Source organism: Spongiactinospora sp. TRM90649 (assembly GCF_029382225.1).
In the GTDB taxonomy this organism is placed as follows: Bacteria; Actinomycetota; Actinomycetes; order Streptosporangiales; family Streptosporangiaceae; genus Spongiactinospora.
The window spans coordinates 707,379-729,867 of record NZ_JARLTC010000002.1 but is presented as its reverse complement, the minus strand read 5'-3'; the positions used below and the strand labels follow the sequence as shown (position 1 = coordinate 729,867).

The window sequence follows — 22,489 nt, the reverse complement described above, 5'->3', positions numbered from 1 at the left end:
ACTTCACAGCCTCCCGGTCTTGTTCCGTCGCTGTTCCGTGGGAGCGTCGAAACCAGCGAGAAGTGATGGGACGCCCCGAAGCCTATTCCCTGTTCAGCGCCGTGATCAGCATGCCTTCGCAGGGCGCCGAGTCGGGTATCGGAGATCACCCAAATCTACGAGGGCACCAACCAGATCCAATGCTCCGCAGCTATTCGACGATCTTGCTGAGTGCGTCCTCGTACCCCTTGGCGTCTGAGGGAGCCATGCTCTTGTCCACGCGTACCACGACGTTCCCTTTGACATACGTGTACTCGGCCAGCATCGGAGTCTTTCCGAGCGTCTGTATGTACTCGGCGCGGGCCTCCGCGCTGCCGGCGTCTTCGAACACCTCGACACTGCCCGCCATGTCAGCCTTGACTCTGCTGTCGGTGAACTCGGCCTTGCTGAGGTAGCCATTGGGGCGGCCAAGCAGCTTGTTCGGGTCAGTGTTCTCGTCGTAGACGGTGCCGAGTTTGGCGGGCACGCCGTTGGCACCGAGGTCACCGATGATGGCCGCTGCATCCTTGTTGATCGTGGTCCCGCCGCAGGCGGTGAGAAGGCTGACCAGTGCGAGCACGGCGGCGGCGTGGAGGTGTCGTCGTAACGCGATCATGATGTCATGCATACACTCTGGATCGATCCAGTGCGGGAGTGTTGACGCGATTGGTAGCTGCCTCGCCACTGGGCATGCGGGTGTTCGCCGGTGCTGTACGGCGCAGGAAGTACAGCAAGGCAGCCTTGGTACGCCGTCCGATCCCAGCCACTTTCAACGGATCAGAGGGGCGCGAAGCGGCTGAGGCCGTGACGATCGCGTACTTCGGCGCGTGCCATTCGTGGTCGGGGCGATCGACGCCAAGCCCCTCCTTCGTCGGGTCTTGCCACCGGACAAGGTGGTGCTGATGACGACACCGCTGACGACAACGTCGGCTTCCGTTGACACACGGTGGCACCCATCCACCACGTTCTGACCTCATGTGGGGCAAGACGAGCAGGGTGTTTGCTCCGCCTGAAAAGCGACGGTCTTGCTAACGCGGATGCTAACAACACTCGTGGACGACGGTGGACATCGATGGAAGCTGATCATGTCTGAGTGCACGTCAGGCAGGGCGGATCCGACACGGGGGGATGTCCATAGACGATCTTGTTCTGACTTGTAAACAGCAGGTCAGGGGTTCGATTCCCCTCGTCGGCTCGCAGCTCAGAGGCCCTATCCGTGATCATCCGGGTGGGGCCTCTTGCCATTTTGGGAAGTTTCACCGAGCAGGGGAAGGGAGCGCACCGCGGCAAGAAGAACCGGGGTGGGCAGGAGAGGAGACGGGCGGTCAGTTCTCCGGGTCAGGGAGCAGGACGGAGAGGAGGGAGGTGTCGGGGGGCAGGCGTAGTAGCTGGTAGAGCATGCCGCCCACTCCCGGCATCAGACCTGGGCTGAAAGCGTCACGTGAAAGGCCACTCACCGGGCCGTGCTCGTCCATGCTGCCGATCATGTACGCGGCGAGGTACTCCGGAGTCAGCCCTTCGGGCCCGACACCCAAATCGATCGCGTGGCGCACGATCTCCCAGTTGCCGAGGTCTCCGTGGCAGAGCGTGTGGTTCCAGCCGATGCCCCTCGACCAGGACGACGCGGCGGCCCGGCGTAGCACGTCCGCCCAGCGCGGGTCACCTTCGCGGGCCAGCCGGTCGGCCGCGACGAGGCCGATGCCGGCGGCTCCGTGGCACCATGCGCTGGAGGTCACGCGAAGGTCGTCCATTTCGCGCAGGTCACGCCAGCCCTTCTCCGCCGGGTCGTACAGTGACTCCTCGTACAGAAAGGCGTTGTCTGCCAGGGTGCGGAAGTCCGCAGCGCCGGCCGTGGCGCTGTCGGCGAGCCGGGCCAGCGCCCAGGCGATCCCGGTGGCGCCGTGTGAGACCCCGCCTAACCCTTGTGGGAACGCGGTGCTGGGCCAGCGTGCTCCCCGGCCGTCGATGTGGGCCAGTGAGAGCAGGCGCTCCCCGATGCGGTCGGCCTGCGTGGACCACTGCTGGTCACCGGTCTGTTCCGACAGGCGGAGCAACGGCACGATGGCGCCTGCCATGCCGGTGAGCAGGTCGTACACCCCGTCGGCGGCCACCGCCTCGGGAAGTTGCCCCGCCAGGGCGCCGGCCCGGGCGACCGCTTCCTCCGAGCCGACGGTGCCCAGCCTGCGCAGCAGCAGCCAGCTCCAGATTTGCGAGCCGATGCCGACATAGCCGCCTGGGGTGGCGGGGCGGCGCCGCGGTCCGGTGCGGCGTGCCTCCGCGTCGCGCTCCTCGGCCAGCCTGATCGTATGGAGGAGATCGGCGAGCAGCCCGTCCAGCCCCGGCACCTCGTCGGCCCTGTCCTGCCCGGTCTCACTCACGTAGGCGGCCAGAGTGATGGCGACCCCGTACGTGCCGCCGTACACGTCGGGAGACAGCGACTGTACGAACCAGCCGTCGGAAGTGAGCACCGGCGCGGTCCAGGTGACGGTGCCGTCGTCGCCCCGGACCGCCGTGTCAAGCATGCTGCGGGCGATCCCGGCCGCGATCCGACGCCGACGCCGTTCGAGGTCCTGGTGCCGGATGGGAGGCACGGTCATACGCTTGTTGGCAGGCATCCACCCCTCATTGAGGTAGGCGCTGACCAGAGCGGACCGGATCACCTCGCGGTCCAGGGCCGCGTCGCGGTCGCGCCAGCGCCGCAGCGCGTCCGCGATGAGGTCCTGCTCGTCTCCGTAAGAGGTTCCGCCAGGGCCGTCCAGACGGCCGCGAGCAGGGGTCGTGGCGAAGAAGGGGATGTCACCGACCAGCAACTCGGCCACCTCGGCGTCGATCACCTCTGGGGCCGATGGCGCGCCGGGCAGGTTCTCGGCATGCTGGGCCAGCAACCCCGCCGCCTTGCCCATCGCGGTCGGCTCGTCGTGGAGTGAGGCCGGGTGCCACAACATGCGGGCCAGCTCGGCGTACGCCTCGGTGGCGCGGAGCACGACCCGGATCGGGCGGTCGGCGAAGTCCGTGAGCAGCCCGGCGAGCTCATCCCGCCGATCCAGCATGTCGAGGTGCTCGACCAGCTCGGTGAATCCGGACAGCACCAGGTCCCAGTAGTGGACGAGGATCGGATCGGGGCTCGGGTGGTTGCTCACCGCTCCCAGTTCGACCCGTTCCATCCCCAGTCTCGCCATGTCCGTGCCCGCGTCGACGACGACCGGCATCTGCGTGTACGGCTGCTGGCCAGGCAGGCCTCCGACGGCGGACATGTCCACGCCGCGCCAGGCGAGCGAGACGCCGCGTCCGGGAAGGAGTCCGGTGCGCAGCACCGATCCGCTGAGCAGGTCGGTCGCCTGGTCGACGGCGTCGCCGTATCCGGACGGTTTGGCCGGGACGTGCGGGGTGAACAGCGTCTCGCAGTCGACGACGACGGGCGCGGGACCGGCCGCGATGAGGTTCTCCATGTGCAGGTCGCTGCCGCCGATCAGCCGCATCAGCGCCAGCCAGTGCCCGACACCGCGGTAGAAGGACCGCAGCTCCGTCTCGTCGGCGCAGTAGCGGTGCTGGATGTGCTCCGCCCAGCCGTACCCCTGGCGAATCAGCACGTCGGGTACGCGGATGCGGCTGCCGAGGGGCAGCTGGGGTGCCAGGCGGTCGATCAGCCGCGCCAGCGCCTCGTCCACGGCGAGGGACCGGGGCTTGTAGACCACCTTGCCCTGCGAGCCGTGCAGGACGGCGACGCTGTGCCCTCCGCGATGGCTGTCTCCCGTCCCGAAGTCGACTCCGACCAGCTCGCCTCGGAGACCGCCGGGCAGTGCGGTGAGCGCCGCGCGGTCGGCGGCGAACCTGCGGGCCAGTTCCACGGCCGCGCCGCACCTGTTGTCGATGATCGTGCCGAGCCTGGACAGCATCGTGGGGTAGTGCCCGGTCAGGGACAGCCAGAACTCGGGCGTCGCGGCCGTCGCCTTCCACTCCTGCCACCGCAGCCGCGGTGTCTCGGCGGTCAGCCTTCCGGTGATCCTGGCGGCGTTGAGTTCCAGCAGCAGGACCCTGTTGACCTTGAGGCGGACGGTCTCCTCCAGCGCTTCGGCGGTTCGCTGGCATATCAGCCGGGCCTCCGCCTCCGTGAGGCCGGGGATCGATCCCAGCGTGGCGGACAGCCCGACCAGTGCCGGTGCGGTCAAAAAGTCCAGCGACGGGTCGAAGTCCCCGGCCATTCGGATCATCCTTCCTTGATCAGCAGCAGAAGCGGCTGCAGGTGCACGAGCTCGCCAGCCGGGTGTCCAGGGCCGTCAGCGTGATCTCCGACTCGGCGTAGTCACCGATGAACAGCGGACCGGCCGGGTTGTCCCAGCCCTCGACGTCGGCTCCGCTGCGCCACGCGGAGACGATCTCCTCAGAGCGTTCCAGGGTGACAGGCATTCTTACTCCTCCATGATCAGGCGTCCCGATCAGCGTTAGTCAGCCGATTAAAAAAATCAATACATAGCGGGCGAAATATGGACTTGTCGGCATTCAGCAGAAATGGCGAAAGCTGCCGTTGACTGTGACGGAGCTTGCCCAGGCGCCGACGGGAAGTCCGAGGCGGTGACCGGCGAGAGACTCGACGCGGTGGTGGTCGACGTACGGATGCCGCCCACCCACACCGACGAGGGCCTGCGCGCCGCGCTGGAGATCCGGCAGCGCTGGCCGGAGGTCAAAGTGCTGGTGCTGTCGTAGAACGCCACCGAGCTGATGAGCGGGAGCATTGACGGAGTCGGATACCTGCTCAAGGACCGCGTGGCCCAGGTCGGCGACTTCCCGGACGCCCTGGAGCGGGTGGGCGCGGGCGGGACGGCGTTCGACCCGGAGGTGGTGCGTCAGTTGCTCACGCGCACCAGCCACGCGGATCCGCTGGGCCGCTCACCGCCCGCGAGCGCCAGGTGCTGGAGGTCATGGCCCAGAAGGCCGACCACGGCTCCCTCGTGCTGGCCCCACGCTTGCGGTTGGCGGCCGGGGCGGCGGTGCTACTTCCAGCCGCTCCAGTTTCTGGCCTGGACGCCCATCCAAACGTCCCACCAGTAGCTGGTCGATGACTGCCAGCTCTTGCCGAAGGAACGGCTCTTGTTCAGGCCGCACACGGGCTTGATGAGGAAATCGAAGGGCACCGCCTCCCAACGGAAGACGGGAACCGCGACGTCACCCCATTCTTCAGACGTCACGTGGATGGTGTATCTGATGGAATGCGTGCGGGCGTTGGCGCAGTTCTTCCAGGTGCTTTTCACCTCCCCGCCGATCTCCAGGTACCCGCCTCTGCCTCCGCTGCTGTAGCGGATCCGCCCCTTGGTGAACCCGCCTCCTGCGGAGGCGTAGAAGGCACGCTCGCCGCTGCGGCCGAGGCCGGGCGGGGGCGGCTCGGCGGATTTGGTGCGGCCGCCCAGGAATTCGCACAAGATGTTGCAGTCGTTGCCCTGCGTCTTCTTGCTAAGCGTGATCACGGCTCCTTGCTTGGCGAATTCGAAGTCACCGGCTTCCTTGATCGGCTCGATCGTCCTGACCTCGTCCGGGCGCCCTTTGTTCTTGATGAAGGTGACCGACCCCTCGATGGTGGCCTGGACGACGGCACCTCCGCCAGGGGTCGCCGTGACCAGCGTGTTCTTCAGCGTGATCGGAGCGACTTCTCTGCTGATCTGGTCGCGTGTCTCCAGGGTGTGCACGCCGACCAGCGCCGCCTCCTCCGCGCGCAGCACGGTCGCGAACAGATCGCTTTGCGAACTCGCGGATACGGCCTCGTCCACGGACTGGTAACGGCCACTGAGCAAGGACTCCCGGCCTGTGACGTATTGCTGGACCGCGTCGAGATACTTCTGCGGCCCGCCGGGGACCGGAGCAGGAGTGAGCTGGCCGGTTGTACTCCACGGCCCGGCGCCGAAGGGGGTGACGGCGCGTGCCCGCACGGTGTAGGCCGTGCCGTTGCCGAGCCCGTTGACGACCGCCTTCGTCTCGGTGGTCTCCACGGTCCGCACCGCCTGCCCCTGGCCGTCGAGGACCTCCGACTCGAAGCGGATGTCGTTGGTGTCGGCGTGGAGTTCCTGCGGCTCCGCCCACGTGATCAGGACTCCCCCGTCACCTGCACGGGCCTGCAGGCCTTCCACCGCTCCTGGACTGGTGGGAAGGTCATAGCGGATCACGGCGCTGATCGGCGTGGCCTGGCCGCCGAAGGTCAGGGTGCTGTTTCCCGCGTCGGTCACCCGCAGTACCAGCCCGAGGCGGTGACCGTCGTCGCCGCGCCAGAGCTGCAGGAAGTCCGTGATGTCGATCTCCCCGGCGGACGCGGGCGCCGTTTGCCTGGCCTCCCCTTCCAGATGCGCCAGGACCTGTGCGCCGGTCGCGTCAAGGGGCAGGTCCTTGGCCGGTTCCCAGGTGGACACGCCGGCCTGAGCCGGGCACGGGTCGGAGCCGCAGGTGGGCTGCCCCAGTTTCAGGATCGCGGAGGTGATGATGGATCCAGCGGGCACCGCGGAGGAATCGACACGTAGTGTGGACAGTCGCGTGCCGAGCCGCACGTCCTGGGTGACGGTCAGCGGGCACGCCGCCCCTGCGCACGCCTGGGCTCCGGTCTCGGCGGTGCGGATGGTGAGGTCGTCTCCGGAGAGAACGATCTGTTCGCGACCTTCGGGGCGAGGCGCGGGGGGCTGTGGCACCGTGAACGTGATGGCGGACGCCTTCGCGGTGCACAGGCTGTCCACGCAGGCGTCCATCGTCCATGAGTAGTTCTGGCCGGGCCGGGCGAGGCCCTCGGGAACCTCCAGGGCGATGGTCTCACCGCTGGAGGCCGTGACCTCGTCCATCGGGCTGGTGCCCACGGTGTTGCCGCCGGCGTCGTACAGGTAGAACCTGGCCCGCAGTTCCCCGAGCGACGGGCGGGACACGATGCCGTGCAGGATGGGACGGGCGGGGTTCGTCAGATCGACGGACAGGCCGTTCGGCACCTGGGGCGCGTCAGTGGTGATGCGGTATTCCGGGGTGTAACCGCTGCACACCGTACCCCGGCAGGCCCGTACCTGGACCTTCAGGCTGTCGGGGTTGCGGAGGTTGATCACCCGGGTGGCGCTCTGTCCAGAGGGGATGTTCCTGAGGTACGACACCCCCGGCTGCGGGCAGCAGGGATCCTTGACGATGAACTCATAGTCCACCGGCCCGCCGTCGTGACTGCGCGCGGTGACCGCGAGGTTCACCGTGGTGGAGGGGAGTACGGCGTGAGTGCCCAGCACCAGGGCGCTGGAGTCCACCGACACCGTCGGGACCTCCGGCTTGGTGTTGTGATTGACCGTGAGTTTGGGCCGGTAGGCGGCCGCGTCGATCTCCTGGGAGTACATAGTGGCGTATACGCTCCCGGTCACCGACTCATCAGGCACCTTGAGCTGCAGGCCGTGGTTGGCGGTACCGGTCAGCCATTTCTTGACGATCGCGGTGACCGGCAGCGTCATCGGGTCGCAGCCGGTGTTGAGCTGCGCGCCCTGGTCGGTGGCCGCCGGTTCGTTACCGTAGTCGAGGGTGGCGGTGTCCCACGGCTCGGTCACCCGCCGGACCTGGACCTTCTTGGTCACGTTTCCGCTCACCTCGCCGGTGCAGGCGCTTTGCTGGTAGACCCGCAGGCTGAGCACGGCCGAGTCCACGATCGCGTCGTTCACCGGGGCGAGGTTGAACTTCAGGTAGGAGCGCGCGATCTCACCGCTGGCCCACTTGCCCACGTTGAGGGCGTTGGAGTCGGCGTTGGAGCCGGGCCAGCGCGGGCTGACCCAGGCGTCGGTGGTCACCCCGAGGGGTGTGGCCGCGGCCACACGGACCGGGTAGCGTATCGCGGGTTCGGCCAGGAAGGCAGGATCCGGGCGCAGCACCATGACCGGTCCGCCCTCGTCCCGCTCGATCGTTGTGGCCACCGCGGCATGACGATCGGACGCCGCCAGTGCGGGGGCCGTGCCGTTGTCCCGCATCATCGGCTGGGAAGTGGAGGCGAGGACCTTCCCTGCGGCGTCGGTCAGCTCCAGTCGCTTCGCGCCGGTACGGCCGGCCGCCGCCGGGCGGATCTTCAGGTCGGAGAGCTGGAGCGGCAGGCGGATCTCTACCGGTCCTGCGGGACGTTCGCGCAGCAGCACATCATGCGTGAAGCCGGTGGGCAGCGCGGTGACCAGCAGGTCGGCTCCGGGCCCTGCGGCGTTCCGGTAGGTGGCGGTGGCCCCATTGATCGCGGGCTTGGGCAGAGGGGTGGGCCATCCCACCCCGAACGTGCCCTTCGGGTGACGGAACCGGATGAGGGGCCCGTCGCCGCCGGATGAGATCTCCATATCGGCCTTGCCGATGCGTGGACGCAGAGTCGCGCCCTGTTGGGTGAGGGTGGTGTCGATCCACTGCCACCGCCCTGCCTTGTTGATCCGTGCCGGGCCGGCGTACAGATCGGTGGTCAGCGTGCCGTCGGGGCGAGCCCAGGTGGCGGAGGACTCCGTGGCCTCCTCTACCACCTCCACGGTCCGCCCGCCCTGGCTCGCCCGCTGTAAGGCCCGGCGCTGCGCCACCGACGGCTGGGACGGTGCCGGGTCCTTGGCCCTGGGAAGCCTTACCCGCCGCGCGGGCGGGTCGGACGGCGAGGTGGTGGCCGTGGCCGTGGCCGCCGGAGAGGACGCGGACAACGCATCGGCCGCTACGGCAGGTCCGCCGGACGCGGCCAGTAGGGAAGAGACCAGCGCTGTGATCGCCAGCCCGGCCCGCGAGCGCACGAGCACCCCATATTTGATCATGAAAGCTCCACCGGTAGAGAGTGAGGCGCACGCCCTCGTCCCCCGAGATGCGCGCTCAGCGAAGCTTCAGCCCTCACCTGACCGACGGTCAACGGTAGGGGTCGTTCTGATGTGGTCAGCTTTGGTCAAAGGTGTTCATGCAGGTCAGAACCACTGAGAGATGGTGCGCGGTCACGGTGGTGGTTAGACGTAGCGGCCGATGCATGCGCGCCAAGTTCGCCCGGCATCCGCGCCTGGCCGAGATCCTGATCGGCACCGGAACCGCCCGGATCCTCTAGGGCGAACCCGCGTCGTCCTACTGGGCACCGCCGGTTGTCGCGGGCGCGACTGGACCGGACGGCTGCTGGAACTGGTCAGGTCGGAGCTGCGGGCCGAACGGCTCGACCTGCCCATGACCGGCTGATCAAGGCGCTACCCGGCTGCCTTACCCGCGCGCCACTCGTGGGCGAGGACGGACCAGACCTCGATGTCGTGGCGCTTGCCGCGGTAGGGGAAGCATTCCCGCAGGACGCCCTCCCTGGTCATGCCCAGGCGGCGGGCCACGGCGAGGCTGGCCGCGTTCTCCGCCGCGGCCTGCCATTCGACGCGCTGGATGCCGCGTTCCTCTACGGCCCAGTCGATGATCACGCGGATCGCGCGGGTCACCAGGCCCCGGCCCACCGCCGACGGCTCCAGCCAGCAGCCCGCCTCGGCGGTGCCGAGTTCGATGTCCATGGTGCGGAAGAGGACGCCGCCGGCGAGCGTGCCGTCCACCCAGATGCCGTAGATCCGGCCGGTGTCGGACGCCGCCTTGTCGGCGTATCTCTGCAGGAACGCCCGGCTCGACGCGAGGTCGGTGACGGCGTCGGGCAATCCGACGTAGCGGCCGATGAACTCGCGTCCCCGGTCGATGTGGGCGAGGAACTCCTCGGCCCGCCACGGTTCGAGCGGGCGCAGCACCGCGCCGTCGTCGTCCAGGGGTATTGCGTACATCCGTCGCCCTCCGCCACCACTTCAAGCCGCGGGAACGATCTTCTCATACCACGGCGTTTCAGGCCGGGTGCTTGATGCTCTCGATGATGCGGGAGAAGCCCTCCTTGCCGTGGCCCGCGTCTATCTGGCGCTGGATGAGGCGCTGCACCATGTCGATCGCGTCGGTGCCGATGCCCTGCTCGGAGCTGGCCGCGAGCAGGTAACCCGGGTTGGAGAACTCCAGGCTCTGCTGGCCCGGGACCGTATAGTCGCCGCCGTCGATGACCTCGGCGAAGCCCGCGAAGGAGCCGGTCATGGCGGTCAGCCAGGGGGCGGCCATGGCGGCGAAGTCGCGCGCCGAGACGCCCGCCGGGGCGACCATGGCCGCGCCGTGCATGAATCCGGCGAACATCACGTACATGCCGGAGAGCAGGGCGAGGTCGTAGAGGGAGGCCAGCCCGGCGTCCTCCCCGTAGTAGGTGCTGGTGCCCCACAGGTCGAGCAGCGGACGGTGACGCTCGAAGACCTCGGCCGATCCGCTGTAGAGGATCGACGAGCCGGGGCGGCCGATCATGTTGGGGACGGCCATGATGCCGCCGTCCAGGTAGGCGATTCCGGCCTCGGCGGCCCAGGCGGCGAGTTCCCTGGCCTCGGCGGGCGTGGTCGTGGTGACGTTGATCAGGGTGCGTCCGGCCAGGTCGGCGGTGAGCGGGTCGAGCACCTCGTGCACCGACGCGTGGTCCAGCAGGCACGCGATCACCACGGGCGCGGCCCGGACGGCGTCGCCCGCCGTGGCGGCGGCCCGCGCGCCCTGGGCGACGAGGTCGTCCGCCTTACCGGGGGAGCGGTTCCACACCGTCGTCGGGTGCCCGGCCCGTAGCAGGGCGGCGGCCAGCGCGGCGCCCATCGCGCCCAGTCCGAGCACGCTCACCTGTGTGTTCTCGTCGTTGGTGGTCATGCTGAAATCCTGGCTCGTGGCGGTTACTATTGGCTAGTACTGACTATTAAGTCAGGTACCTACCTGAAGGTAAGCACCCCCTTGGAGGTACGGATGGCGACATCGGCACGACGCGGTCCCTATATCTGCGGCATCGACGCGGGGATGGACGTCGTCACCGGCAAGTGGAAGTCGCTGATCCTCTGGGAACTGGAGAACCACGGGGTGCGGCGGTTCGCGGAGCTGCGGCGCGGCCTGGTGGGCGTCAGCGAGAAGATGCTGATCCAGCAGTTGCGCGAGATGGAGGAGGACGGGCTCGTGCATCGCGAGGTCTACCGCGAGGTGCCTCCGAAGGTCGAGTACTCGCTGACCGAGCACGGCGTCTCGCTCAACGCCGCCCTCGCCTCGCTGGGCGCGTGGGGGAGCGAACGCATCGCCAGGATCGGGGCGGAGCGGGTCTCACACGACGCCGCCGCCGCGTGGTCCCGGGGCAGGCGGGGTCCCACCGAAGCCCCCGCCCCCGTCGCACCGGTAGAAGGCATCGCCGCCGCCTCCGCCGGGTCAGGCGGCGGGTAAGGCCCCGCCGCTGACGCCGGACCGGCAGCAGGGGTGGCTTCTCGGATGCCGTTGTGTCGGTACGGAGGTGGGGACACCGGGGTTCAGGCGGGTGGGAAGCCGGGGCGGTCGGGGTCCAGGGGGAGGCCGATGGAGTTGAGGGTGGCGGCCACCGTCCAGTAGCGGCCGATGACGGCGATCAGGTCGATGAGGGTGGCGGCGTCGTAGGTTTCGGCCAGCACTTCCCAAGTGGGGCCGGATACGCACGCGTCGGCGTGGAGTTCGTCCGCCGCGCGCAACAGGGCCGCCTCGAAGGGGGTCCAGCCGTCGGCGGACGGGCCCTCGGGGACCCGGGCGATCTCCTCAGGGGTGAGCCCGGCGCGGGCGCCGAACAGGGTGTGCTGGCCGAAGGCGTACTCCGAGCCGCACAGCCACGTCACCCGCAGGATGGCCAGTTCGCGGTGTCTCGGCGGCAGGGTGGACCCGCCGAGCAGGTACTCCTGCAGTGGGCGTTGCGCCTTCATCAGGCCGGGGTTGTGGGCCCAGGTGCGTGAGACGCCCGCCGTGCCGCCGAGGGCCGCGTCGCCGAAGAGGTCGCGTTCGAGCCGGTGGTACTCCTCGACGGGCATCGGCTCGATCCGGGGCTTTTCAGGATGCATGGTCGGTTTCCAGCTCGCGCCGTACGGTCGTTCGTACGCCGCCCTCCGGGCCGTGGGAGACGCCCACCACGGTGAGGATCGGGAAGTGCGGGGCCAGGATGACCGCCTTCCGTTCGGCCGCCAGGTCGGCGATCTTGCGGCGGCTGTCCACGGACCGGGGCGGGTCGTGGTCGATCATCGGCAGCCAGCCGGGGTGGTCCACGTGCGTGGGGTGGTGCGCCAGGTCGCCGACGATGACGGCCGCCGCGTCGCCGTCGGACACCAGCACGGCGACGTGGCCGGGGGTGTGACCGTGCGCGGGCAGGATCATGAGGGACTCCGACAGCGGCAGCACCCCGTCGAACGGCCGTAGCAGCCCGGCATCGGAGACGGCCTGGATCCTGGCCCGTACGGCGGGCGCCATCGACCCGTTCATCGCGATCTCGGCCACCTCCTCGCCCGTCCAGTACGCGATCTCCCGCTCGTGCACGTACACGTCGGCCCGGGGGAAGGTGAGCGTCCCGGCGTCGTCCTTGATCAGCCAGCCGCAGTGGTCGGCGTGCAGGTGCGTCTGGATCACCTGGTCCACGTCGCCGGGCTCGACGCCCAGCTCGGCGAGCCGGTCGAGCATCTCCCCGGCGCCCGCCAGGCCGTCCACCTCGGTCGCCCGGTGGCCCCAGCCGCTGTCCACCAGCGTGACGGAGCCGTCGCCGGTCACCAGGAAGGCGCCGAAGTTCACCCGGAACGGGTGGTCCGGGTCGTCCACGCCGACCGCGGCGGTCCATTCCTCGGGCGGCACCCGGTTGAACCAGGAGCGCCGGGGGGCCTCCAGCACGCCGTCACTGACCTGCGACACCCGCATCCGGCCGACCTCGATGGTGGCCGACGTCCTGAACTCCACGTGTCCCCTCCTGCTTGCTACTTGCCGATCCGGTCGTACTTGAGCCGCCACCGCACCTCGCGCCCCTCCCAGGCGGGCGGGCCGGGGGTGAGCGCCGGGGCCGCCGGCGGCACGGGCGCGACCTCGGCCTCGTAGAGGGCGAGGTTCGCCGGGCAGCCGGGGGCGGGGTGGCGCAGTTCGTGCCAGAGCGCGAAGCGCGAGCCCCGGTCGTAGGCGAACTTGGAGATGATCTCCGGCAGGTGGACGCCGGTGTAGAAGTCGTCGAAGTCGGAGATCTCCGGCCCGGTCGCGCCCGGGGCGGGGTTCATGCCGATCAGCGCGACGCGCCCGGCCGGTACGGCGAGCGCGCCCGTCCACGCCGCCCGCCGCCAGATCAGCCGCCACACCGTGGTCATCCGCGTCCACGCGGGCGGGCCTGGGGGATATTTGACCCGGTCCTCCACGGGGCCGGTGGCCCGCTCGACGAACCGGCGCGCCGGCTCCTCGCCGTCCACGCCGTAGACGGCGAGCCACCGGGGCCCGCCGGTGCCGTCGGCCAGTTCGTACCGTTCCGCGCAGACGAACCCGGGGGTGCGGGCCACGACGTCATCGAGGTGGGCGTCGTAGAAGTCGTTGAAGGCGGCCAGTTCTCCGGGCGGCTCGTCGGGGCCGGTGTCGACCCCGACGGCGTACACGAACGGGCAACTCCATGGCGAGGACGTCATGGCGCGACCGTCACCTCCGTTCCGGAAGCGCCACGGCCGGGGGAGCACCGTGGCGCGTCACTTGCAAGGCACCATACATTTCGGACGGTCATGAGCGGGACTCGGCCAGTTCCTCGACCGGGGTCCCGTAGATCTGGCGGCCGAGGGACTGGCCGCCGTCGGCGGTGAGGGTCGCGCCGGTGATGTAGGAGGCGCGGTCGCTCAGCAGCAGGGCGGTGAGGCCCGCGATCTCCTCGGCGCTCGCGAAGCGGCGCAGCGGCACCGAGGAGAGCACGCGTTCGCGCTCCTCGGGTGACCCCCACAGCGCCGCCCCCGCCCCTTCGGTCTCGGTGGGGCCGGGGGCGACGCAGTTGAGCCGGATCCCGTACCGGGCCCACTCGACGGCCAGCGTCTTGGTCATCGACACGACCCCGGCCTTGGCGGCGGCGCTGTGCACGGTGCCGGGATGGCCGGTCCAGGCGTAGGTGGCGACCACGTTGACCACGGCGCCGGGCCTGCCGTCCCGGATCAGCCGCCTGGCCACGGCGGAGGTGCAGTTCCACGCCCCGTTCAGGACGATGTCCACCACCGCGCGCCAGCCGTTCGCCGACAGGTTCTCCGCCGGGGCGACGAAGTTGCCGGCCGCGTTGTTGACCAGGCCGTCCACCTTGCCGAACCGGGCCTCGATGGCCTCGACGGCGGCCTCCACGGCCGCGGGGTCGCGGACGTCGGCCGGGTGGGCCAGCGCCTGGCCGCCCCGGCGCTCGACCTCGACGACCAGCGCGTCGAGCGGCTCCTTGCGCCGCCCGAGCACCGCGACCGACGCGCCCAGCTCGGCCAGCCGGAGGGCGACGGACGCGCCGATACCGGTTCCGCCGCCGGTGACCAGATAGGCGTGGCCTGCCAAAGATTCCACCGTTACTCCCCGCTTCGTAATGGTCGTGACGTGCGATGACGCGCCGGTCAGGTGGCCGCGAACGTCTGGAACCGCTTGAGCACCTCATTGCGGTGCTGGCCCCACCAGTCGGCGCCGTACAGGAACTGCACCTCGGCGTTGGCCGGGTGCGAGGGCAGCGTGCTCGCCCAGGTCTTGTCCATCAGGTCCAGGGCCTTGGCGTTGGCGGGGCCGTTGTTGTACTTGCTCCACACGGCGGCCTGCACCTCGGGGCGCACCGAGTACTCGATGAGCTTGAACGCGGCCTCCTTGTTGCGCGCGCCCTTCGGCACGGACCAGGCGCCGAGCTGGAGCATGCCGCCGTTCCAGGTGAAGTCGAGCGGCGCGCCCTGCTTCTTCAGCGCGTCCAGCCGTCCCGCGAAGATGCTGGACGCGGCGACCTGCCCGCTGACCAGCATCTGGCCGGGCTGGGCGCCGGAGGTCCACCACTGCGGCACGGCCGGCTTGAGCTTCGACAGCCGGTCGAAGGCCCGCTCGACGTCGAGCGGGTAGAGCTTGTCGGGCGTGACGCCATCGCTGAGCAGCGCGAACTCCAGGTCCGGCGGCACGCCCTGGTCGGCGCCGCGCAGAGTGCGCTTGCCGGGGAACTTCCCGGTGTCCCAGAAGTCGGCCCAGCCCTGCGGCTTGGCGCCCTTCATGGCCTCGGTGTTCCAGGCCATCACGATGGAGAACAGGTAGTAGGTGAGCCAGTTCTGGTCCACGTAGGCGGGGTCGATGCCGGGGATGGACAGCAGCCGGTCGGGCAGCGGCTCGAAGTAGTCACGGCCGAGCGGCAGCACGATGGAGGGGCCGCCGGCGATGAGGTCCCACTCGATGTTGCCGGTGTCGACCATCGCCTTGATCTTGGCCCCGGTGGGGGGACCGGCGATGGCGACCTCGATGCCGGTCTCCTTGCTGAACGGGTCGAAGATGTACTTCTTCTCGGCGTCCTGGAGTGCCCCGCCCCAGTCGGCGACCACCAGGCGGGAGCCGCCGCCCGAACCGGATCCGCCCGCGCCGGATCCGCCCGAACCACCGCAGGCGTTGAGGAGAGGGACGGCGGCGATGCCACCGGCCAGCAGTGTGCCGCGCCTGAGCAGGCCGCGGCGCGACAGGGAGTCCCGGCGTGGGTCGTGGTGTGAGCTGGACATGGCGAAACCGTCTTTCATGCGAAAGGGGGGCGGAACTGTGAGCCTTCGCCGGCTCACGTTGGGGGAGAGGCCGACGCCAAGGTCAGGAGAACAGGCCTCTCTTGAGCAGGTTGCGGGCGATGATGATGCGCTGGATCTCTGACGTGCCCTCCCAGATCCGTTCGATCCGGGCGTTGCGGTAGGCGCGTTCGACGTACGTCTCGTTCATGTAGCCGGTGCCGCCGAAGATCTGCAGCACCCGGTCGGCCACGCGGCCCAGCGCCTCGCTGGCGAACAGCTTGGCCACGGACGCCCTGGCGTTCACGACCTTGACCGTCTCGCCCTGGTCGGCGGCCCAGGCCGCGTTGTAGGTGAGCATCCGCGCCGCCTGCAGGTCGGTCGCGCAGTCGGCGAGCATGAACTGGATGGCCTGGTAGTCGGCGATCGGGCGGCCGAACTGGACCCGCTGCTTGGCCCACTCGACGCCGTCCTCGATGAGGCGGGCCATCGGGCCGAGGCAGCGCGCGGCGGTCATCACCCGGCCGGAGCTGAGGCCGCCCTGGGCGATGTCGAAGCCGTGCCCGGGTTCGCCGAGCACGTTCCCGGACGGGACGGCGCAGTCGTCGAAGACCAGCTCGGCCTGCCGGTAGCCGCGGTGCCCCATCGTCTTGTGCAACTGGCCGACGGAGAAGCCGGGCGTGCCCTTCTCGACCAGGAACGCGGTGATCCGGTCGCGTTCGCGTTCGGGGTGGGTGACGGCGAAGACGATCGCGAAGTCGGCCGAGTCGCCATGGCTGATGAACCGCTTACGGCCGTTGATGATCCACGAATCGTCGCGGAGTTCGGCCCGGGTCTTGATCCCGGCGGCGTCGGAACCGGTGTCGGGTTCGGTCAGCGCGAAGCACCACTGCCGCTCGCCGCGCACGCACGGCAGCAGGAAGCGTTCGCGCTGCGCCTCGTCGCAGGCCAGCAGGATGGAGGGGGCGGTCGGGACCACTTCGGCGAGGCCGCCGACGGCGCGGAACAGCTCCTCGGTGACCAGCACCTGGCCGAGCACGTCGAGCCCGGCGCCGCCGACCTCCTCGGGCATGGAGATCGCGTTGAGGCCGATCTCCACGGCCTTCTTCCTGATCGCCCGTTCGACCTCCTCGGGGAGGCCGTCGTGCTCCTCCACGTGGTCCTCGTAGGGGAGCAGCTCGTTGTCGACGAACCGGCGCACGACGCTCCGGAACTCGGCGATGTGCTCGGGAACGGTGAAGTCCATCAGGTCTGTGGTCCTTTCCCGGTGGCGCGCACGATCAGCGCGTCGAGCGCGAGGCAGCCCTCGCTCCGGCACAGCAGCGGGTTGACGTCGATCTCGGCGATCTCCGGTAGGTCGGCGAGCAGCCGTCCGACGCCGACGACGGCGTCGGCGAGCGCGCCGATGTCGGCGGGCGGCGCGCCGCGGTAGCCGTCCAGCAGGCGTCCGACGCGCAGACGGGTGAGTGCGGCGCGCACGTCGCCGGGGCCGAACGGCCAGAGCAGGCCGGTGGCGTCGGCGACCAGCTCGGTGAGGACGCCGCCCGCGCCGAGCACGACGAGCGGGCCCGCCGGGCCGTTGGAGCCGCCGACGATCAGTTCGACGCCGGGTTCGGCCATCCGCTCGACCCGTACGGCGAGCGCCGCCCCCGGCCCGAGCGCGTCGGCGCCGCGCAGGATCAGCCGGTGGAAGGCGGCGCGCACCGCGTCGTCCCCGGTGAGCCCCAGTTCGACGCCGCCCACGTCGGACTTGTGGGCCAGGCCGGGCGCCTGGACCTTGCACACCACCGGGTGGCCGACGCGCCGGGCGATGGCCACGGCGGTCTCGGCGTCGGTGGCGGCTCCGCCGTCGGGGGTGGGCACGCCGTAGAGGCCGAGCAGCCGTTTGGCGTCGCTCTCCGACGGCTCGGGCCCGGCGGCGGCGAGCAGCGCGCGGGCGTCGGCCTGTACCCCGGACGCCCCCGGGGCCGGGGCGGGCGCGACCGCCCGGCGCTCGCTCGCCAGCGCGATGGCCCGCAGCGCGGGCCGCGCCCCGGCGAGCAGCACCACGCCGTGCTCGTGGGCCATGGTGACCAGGCCGGGCACGATGTCGGTGGTGGTCGTGACCAGCGTGACCGGCACGTCCAGCCCGGCGGCGCCCTCGGCCGAGCCGCCGATCATCTCCGGCCAGCCCATCGCGTCCAGCGGATCGGTATGCGTTGGGGCGTCGCCGACGAAGGCGACCACGCCGACGCCGGGGCAGGTGCCCATGGCGCGGGCGGCGGCCCGGTAGACGTCGCGGTTCCCCCAGGAGGAGGCGGTCAGGTCGAGCGGGTTGGCGATCTGGGCGTAGTCGGGGAGCGCCGCCGCGAGCGCGGACTCGGTGGCGGCGTCGAGTTCGGCCAGTTCGGCCCCGGCGTCCTCGGCGAGGTCGGCGACCAGGCCGCATTCGCCGCCCGAGCTGGCGTAGACGGCCAGCGCCCCGCCGCGCGGACGCCTGGGCGCGGCCAGCAGCGAGCACAGCGCGACCATCTCGTCCAGGTCGTCCACCCGGTGCACGCCGGTCTGGCGGAACAGCGCGTCGTAGACGCCGTCGCTGCCGGCCAGCGTGCCGGTGTGCGCGACCGTGGCGGCCTCGCCCCTGGCCGACCGGCCGACCTTCAGCGCGACCACGGCGACGTCGCGCTCGGCCGCCCGCTCGGCGAGCCGGCGGAACCTGGGCAGGTCGGTCAGGCCCTCCATGACCAGGCCGACGACCCGCACGCCCGGGTCGGACAGGAAGTAGCCCAGGCAGTCGGCCAGGTCGAGCACGGCCTGGTTGCCCACGGACACGCCGTAGGCGACGGCGGGTAGCCGGCCGGACAGCATCGTGGTGAGCGACATGTTGCCGCTCTGCGCGGCGAGCGCGACCGTGCCCTCCGCCCCGGCGTGCACGTACGGCATCTCGATGCCCCACAGCGCCGCCCGGCCGCGGAAGCTGGCCAGGCCGAGGCAGTTGGGGCCGATCAGCGGCAGCCGGTCGGCGCACGCGGCGATGATGCCGTCCTGGCGGTCGCGGCCCTCGCGGTCTCGCTCGGCGAACCCGGCGGCGTAGACCACCATGCCGCCCGCGCCCAGTTCGGCGGCCTCGGCCACCACTCCGGGGACGGCGTGCGCCGGCACGGCGGCGGCCACCGCGTCCGGCACCTCGGGCAGGTCGGCCAACGAGGGGTAGGCGGGCACGCCGTCCACCTCACGGTGGGTCGGGTGCACGGCGTACAGGCGGCCTCCGTAGCCGAGGTGGCGCGTGTTGCGCAGCGTGCGCAGGCCGTACCCGCCCTTGGGGGACGCCCCGACGACGGCGACGCTGGCGGGCCGGAACAGCCGGTCGAGTCGGTGGCCCATCAGCGCCCCCGGAAGATCGGGGCACGCTTCTCCACGGCGGCCCGGAGTCCTTCGGTCATGTCCTCGGTCTCGGCGCAGCGGCGGCCCGCGCGCAGTTCGCCGCGCAGCGCCTCCTCGATGCCGATCGAGTGGCTGCGGCGGATGTTCTGCTTGGCCTCGCCGATCGCGATCGTCGGCCCGGCGGCGAAGGTCCTGGCCTGTTCCATGGCCCGGCCGAGCAGTTCCTCGGGGGCGACGACCTCGGTGACCAGGCCGATGCCCAGCGCCTCGGCGGCGTCCACGATCCGGCCGGTGTAGATCAGCTCGGCGGCCCTGGCCTCGCCGACGATCCGCGGCAGCAGGTAGGAGCCGCCCGCGTCGGGGCAGATGCCGCGCTGGGCGTACACCTCGCCGAACCGGGCGGCCGTGGACGCGAACCGCATGTCGGCGGTGAGCGCGAGGTCGCAGCCCGCGCCGACGGCGACGCCGTTGACCGCCGCGACGACCGGCTTGGGCAGCCAGTACAGGCGGGTGATGACCCGGTGCATCTTGGCGGGCCAGGACTCCTCTTCGTGGTCGGCCCGCGCGTGCCACTCCTTGACGTCGGCCCCCGAGCAGAAGCCGCGCCCGGCGCCGGTGATCAGCAGGGCCCGCACGCCGGGGTCGCGCCCGGCCAGCATGACGACGCGGTCCAGCTCGTCGATGTCACGGTTGGCGATGGCGTTCAGCCGTTCCGGCCGGTTCAGGGTGAGCACCCCGACCGCGCCGTCCATGTGCCAGGTCAGGCTCTTCAGCCCGCTGATCTCCATCACTCACCTCTCAGGAAAAGGCCGTCGGCGGGCCGCCAGGTCAGCCAGTGCGCCGAGCCGGCCGTCAGGTCGCCGGCCGCCGACGCCGGGACGGTGACCTGCGCCTGCGCGCCGGCGCCTGCCCGCAGGTGCACCTCGACCTGCGCGCCGAGGTAGACGGTCGTCTCGACCGCGCATCTGATCGCGTTGACGTCGGCGGCGTCGGGCCGCTCGGAGGCCAGCCGGAACCGCTCCGGCCGGATCATGAAGTCGCCCGCGGCGTCGGGGCAGGTGTCGTTCCCGGCGTCCACGAGGATCCGCCCGTCCATGCCCTCGACCTCCAGCACCGACCGGGTGCCGCGCTGGATCCGCTTGGCGGGCAGGCACACCGACTGGCCGAGGAACTTCGCCACGAACGCGTTGGCCGGGCGCTCGTAGATCTCGCCGGGCGGCGCGGTCTGCTGGAGCACGCCCTGGTGCATGACGCCGATGCGGTCGGACAGGGCCAGGGCCTCGTCCTGGTCGTGGGTGACGTACATGACGGTCGCGCCGATGCGCTCCTGCAGCGACTTCAGCTCCAGGCGCATGTGGTCGCGCAGGTTGCGGTCGAGCGCGCCGAGCGGTTCGTCCATCAGCAGCACGCTCGGGTCGAAGACGAAGGCCCTGGCCAGCGCGACGCGCTGCTGCTGCCCGCCGGAGAGCTGCTTGGGATACCGATCCTTGTACGGCTTGAGCTGCGTCATCTCCAGCACCCGGTCGACCTCGCGCTCGATGTCGGCCCGCCGCCTGCGCCGCATCTGCAGCGGGAAGGCGACGTTCTGCGCCACCGTCATGTGCGGGAACAGCGCGTAGTGCTGGAACACCAGGCCGATGTTCCGCTTCTCCGGCACCTCGTCGGTGACCCGGCGACCAGCGAGCAGGATGTCGCCGGAGGTCGCGGCCTCCAGCCCGGCGAGCATCCGCAGCGTGGTGGTCTTGCCGGAACCGCTCGGCCCGAGCAGGGTGAGGAACTCGCCCTCGCGGATGCCGAGGTTGAGATCGCGGACGGCGGTGACCGTCCCGTAACGCTTGTGGATGCCGGCGAAGACGACCTGGTCGGTCACGAACGCCTCCTTTCCCGCAGGGCCTTGATCAGCTCGGTGATCAGGAACAGCCCGACACAGACGGCGATGAGCACGGTCCCGGCCACCGCGAGCGTGGGCGTCAGGTCGTAGCGGACGCTGTCCCACAGCCGCCGCGCCAGGGTCACCGAGTCGCTCCCCGCGACGAACAGGATGATCACCGCCTCGTCGAAGGCGATGACGAAGGCGAACAGCGCGCCCGCCGAGATGGCCGAGGTGAGCTGGGGCAGGGTGATCCGCCGGAGCGTCTGCCCCATCCGCGCGCCCAGCGTGCGGGCGGCGTTCTCCAACTCCGGATCGAGCTGCTGGAGCGCGCTCGACACCGACACCAGCACGTACGGCACGCCCATCACGGAGTAGGCCACCGCGATGGCGACCCAGTCGCCGACCAGTCGCAGCCCGGCGAAGGCGAAGTAGTAGCTCATCGCCAGCACGATGATCGGCACCACGATGGGCGAGTACATCAGCGCGAAGGCGAACGCCGTGCCGCGCCCCGGGGTCCGCGCCAGCCCCCACGCGCCCATGGTGCCGACGACGGTCGCGATGACCGCCGCGAGCACCGCGATCTTGGCGCTCTGCAGGGTCGCGTCGATCCACGCCGGGTCGCCGAAGAAGCGCTCGTAGTGCACGAGCGACCAGCCCTCCAGCGGGAAGCTCAGGTAGTCAACGCTGTTGAAGGACTCGATCACCACGATCAGGATCGGGATCACCAGGAACGCGAAGACCAGCGCGACGAAGCCGCGCAGCGCCCAGCGCAGCACCTTCTCCAGCGGCCCGGCGGGCAGCCGGTCGCGCCGCGCGGGGCGGAGCTTGCGTTCGATCACCCGGGGCGACGGGGTGCGCCCGTGAGCCGTCGCGGTCACAGCGACACCAGCCCCTTCACCTTGGTCAGCCTGCGGACGACCATGGTGAGCACCACCGCGACCACCAGCAGGACGGTCGCCAGCGCCGCCGCCAGCCCCCAGTCGAAGGTCACCTGCACGCTCTGCGCCACGACGACCGCGATGGTGCTCTCTTTCGGGCCTCCGACCAGCGCGGGCGTCACGTAGAAGCCCAGGCCGATGACGAAGACGAGCATGCCGCTGCTGACGATCGCGGGGAACGCCAGCGGCAGGTAGACGCGGGTGAACGCGCGCACCGGCCCGGCCCCGAGGGTGCGGGCCGCGCGCACGAGGGAGTCGTCGATCTGGTCGAGCGTGCCCTTGATGATCAGGATCGGGAAGGGCAGCAGGATGTGCGTGAGCGCGATGACCACGGCGGTCTCGGTGTAGAGCAGGCCATCGGTGCCGCCGGTGAACGGCGAGAGCAGCCGCGGCACGACGCCGTTGTCGCCGAGCAGCACGATCCAGGCGAACGACCTGACCAGCACGCTCGTCCAGAACGGGATCACCACGAGCACCTGCAGCACGCGGGCCGTCCGGGCGGACACCCGGGCCAGCACGTACGCCACGGGGAACCCGAGCAGCACTGTCAGCACGGCGACCTCGGCGGCGATCCGCACGGTCACGCCGAGGGCGTGCCAGGTCGCCGGGTCGGACGCCGCCCGCGCGTAGTTGCCGAAGCCGGGCTCCGGCTCGGTGAAGCTCTTCAGCAGCATGGCGCCCACCGGGTAGGCGTACACCACCACCATGAAGGCCACCGGCAGGGCCAGTGCGACCATGGCGAAACCGGGCCGCCGGAACCGGCGGCGGGACGGCTCGCCGGGCATCGC

The 22,489-nt window shown here is 70.5% G+C and carries 18 protein-coding genes and 1 pseudogene; 2 read left to right on the top strand and 17 right to left on the bottom strand.

Annotated elements, in window-relative coordinates:
• Window positions 1-190: 190 nt before the first annotated feature.
• The 3 genes from P3X83_RS03490 to P3X83_RS03480 all read right to left on the bottom strand — a co-directional run bounded on the left by P3X83_RS03490 (window position 191) and on the right by P3X83_RS03480 (window position 4,425).
• Entirely contained in the window at window positions 191-634 is a 444-nt protein-coding gene (locus tag P3X83_RS03490) for a hypothetical protein (RefSeq protein ID WP_277303003.1), read from the bottom strand.
• Window positions 635-1,343: 709 nt separating this feature from the next.
• Window positions 1,344-4,220, bottom strand: coding sequence for a type 2 lanthipeptide synthetase LanM family protein (locus P3X83_RS03485; RefSeq protein ID WP_277303002.1), 2,877 nt, complete (start codon window positions 4,218-4,220; stop codon window positions 1,344-1,346).
• A gap of 19 nt (window positions 4,221-4,239) precedes the next feature.
• Window positions 4,240-4,425, bottom strand: a complete 186-nt coding sequence (locus tag P3X83_RS03480; RefSeq protein ID WP_189250437.1) for a DUF6229 family protein — start codon at window positions 4,423-4,425, stop codon at window positions 4,240-4,242.
• A gap of 177 nt (window positions 4,426-4,602) precedes the next feature.
• Here P3X83_RS03480 and P3X83_RS03475 point away from each other — a divergent pair.
• Window positions 4,603-4,985 (top strand): annotated as a pseudogene (locus P3X83_RS03475) (DNA-binding response regulator); the annotation flags it as partial.
• Between the two features lie 24 nt (window positions 4,986-5,009).
• Here P3X83_RS03475 and P3X83_RS03470 read toward each other — a convergent pair.
• The 3 genes from P3X83_RS03470 to P3X83_RS03460 all read right to left on the bottom strand — a co-directional run bounded on the left by P3X83_RS03470 (window position 5,010) and on the right by P3X83_RS03460 (window position 10,689).
• Window positions 5,010-8,780 carry a DNRLRE domain-containing protein gene (locus P3X83_RS03470; protein ID WP_277303001.1) on the bottom strand — a complete coding sequence of 1,257 codons (3,771 nt, stop codon included), beginning with the start codon at window positions 8,778-8,780 and terminating at the stop codon, window positions 5,010-5,012.
• 411 nt (window positions 8,781-9,191) lie between these two features.
• A complete protein-coding gene (locus P3X83_RS03465; RefSeq protein ID WP_277303000.1) occupies window positions 9,192-9,752 on the bottom strand; it encodes a GNAT family protein in 561 nt (186 codons plus the stop codon).
• A 58-nt stretch (window positions 9,753-9,810) separates the two neighbouring features.
• Window positions 9,811-10,689, bottom strand: coding sequence for an NAD(P)-binding domain-containing protein (locus P3X83_RS03460; protein WP_277302999.1), 879 nt, complete (start codon window positions 10,687-10,689; stop codon window positions 9,811-9,813).
• A 93-nt stretch (window positions 10,690-10,782) separates the two neighbouring features.
• On the opposite strand from P3X83_RS03460, the gene P3X83_RS03455 reads away from it, so the two are divergent.
• Window positions 10,783-11,244 (top strand): helix-turn-helix domain-containing protein, encoded by a 462-nt coding sequence (locus P3X83_RS03455; RefSeq protein WP_277302998.1) that lies wholly within the window; start codon window positions 10,783-10,785, stop codon window positions 11,242-11,244.
• A gap of 83 nt (window positions 11,245-11,327) precedes the next feature.
• Here P3X83_RS03455 and P3X83_RS03450 read toward each other — a convergent pair whose 3' ends face one another.
• The 11 genes from P3X83_RS03450 to P3X83_RS03400 form a co-directional block, all read right to left on the bottom strand.
• Complete coding sequence (locus P3X83_RS03450; protein ID WP_277302997.1) at window positions 11,328-11,882, bottom strand: carboxymuconolactone decarboxylase family protein; 555 nt, start codon at window positions 11,880-11,882, stop codon at window positions 11,328-11,330.
• Window positions 11,872-12,762 (bottom strand): MBL fold metallo-hydrolase, encoded by an 891-nt coding sequence (locus tag P3X83_RS03445; protein ID WP_277302996.1) that lies wholly within the window; start codon window positions 12,760-12,762, stop codon window positions 11,872-11,874. The genes P3X83_RS03450 and P3X83_RS03445 overlap by 11 nt, the downstream gene beginning before the upstream one ends.
• A gap of 17 nt (window positions 12,763-12,779) precedes the next feature.
• Window positions 12,780-13,466, bottom strand: coding sequence for a hypothetical protein (locus P3X83_RS03440; protein ID WP_277302995.1), 687 nt, complete (start codon window positions 13,464-13,466; stop codon window positions 12,780-12,782).
• 88 nt (window positions 13,467-13,554) lie between these two features.
• Window positions 13,555-14,361, bottom strand: a complete 807-nt coding sequence (locus P3X83_RS03435; RefSeq protein ID WP_277302994.1) for an SDR family oxidoreductase — start codon at window positions 14,359-14,361, stop codon at window positions 13,555-13,557.
• A 47-nt stretch (window positions 14,362-14,408) separates the two neighbouring features.
• Window positions 14,409-15,530 (bottom strand): ABC transporter substrate-binding protein, encoded by a 1,122-nt coding sequence (locus P3X83_RS03430; protein WP_277302993.1) that lies wholly within the window; start codon window positions 15,528-15,530, stop codon window positions 14,409-14,411.
• An 82-nt stretch (window positions 15,531-15,612) separates the two neighbouring features.
• Window positions 15,613-16,773 carry an acyl-CoA dehydrogenase family protein gene (locus P3X83_RS03425; protein WP_277302992.1) on the bottom strand — a complete coding sequence of 387 codons (1,161 nt, stop codon included), beginning with the start codon at window positions 16,771-16,773 and terminating at the stop codon, window positions 15,613-15,615.
• Window positions 16,773-18,890 (bottom strand): acetate--CoA ligase family protein, encoded by a 2,118-nt coding sequence (locus P3X83_RS03420; protein WP_277302991.1) that lies wholly within the window; start codon window positions 18,888-18,890, stop codon window positions 16,773-16,775. The genes P3X83_RS03425 and P3X83_RS03420 overlap by 1 nt, the downstream gene beginning before the upstream one ends.
• Window positions 18,890-19,678: an enoyl-CoA hydratase-related protein gene (locus P3X83_RS03415; protein ID WP_277302990.1), complete on the bottom strand. Its 789-nt coding sequence runs from the start codon at window positions 19,676-19,678 to the stop codon at window positions 18,890-18,892. Before P3X83_RS03415 ends, P3X83_RS03420 begins: the two co-directional genes overlap by 1 nt.
• Window positions 19,678-20,760, bottom strand: coding sequence for an ABC transporter ATP-binding protein (locus P3X83_RS03410; RefSeq protein ID WP_277302989.1), 1,083 nt, complete (start codon window positions 20,758-20,760; stop codon window positions 19,678-19,680). Before P3X83_RS03410 ends, P3X83_RS03415 begins: the two co-directional genes overlap by 1 nt.
• Window positions 20,757-21,641: an ABC transporter permease gene (locus tag P3X83_RS03405; protein WP_277302988.1), complete on the bottom strand. Its 885-nt coding sequence runs from the start codon at window positions 21,639-21,641 to the stop codon at window positions 20,757-20,759. Before P3X83_RS03405 ends, P3X83_RS03410 begins: the two co-directional genes overlap by 4 nt.
• A complete protein-coding gene (locus P3X83_RS03400; protein WP_277302987.1) occupies window positions 21,638-22,486 on the bottom strand; it encodes an ABC transporter permease in 849 nt (282 codons plus the stop codon). The genes P3X83_RS03405 and P3X83_RS03400 overlap by 4 nt, the downstream gene beginning before the upstream one ends.
• Between the last annotated feature and the right edge of the window lie 3 nt (window positions 22,487-22,489).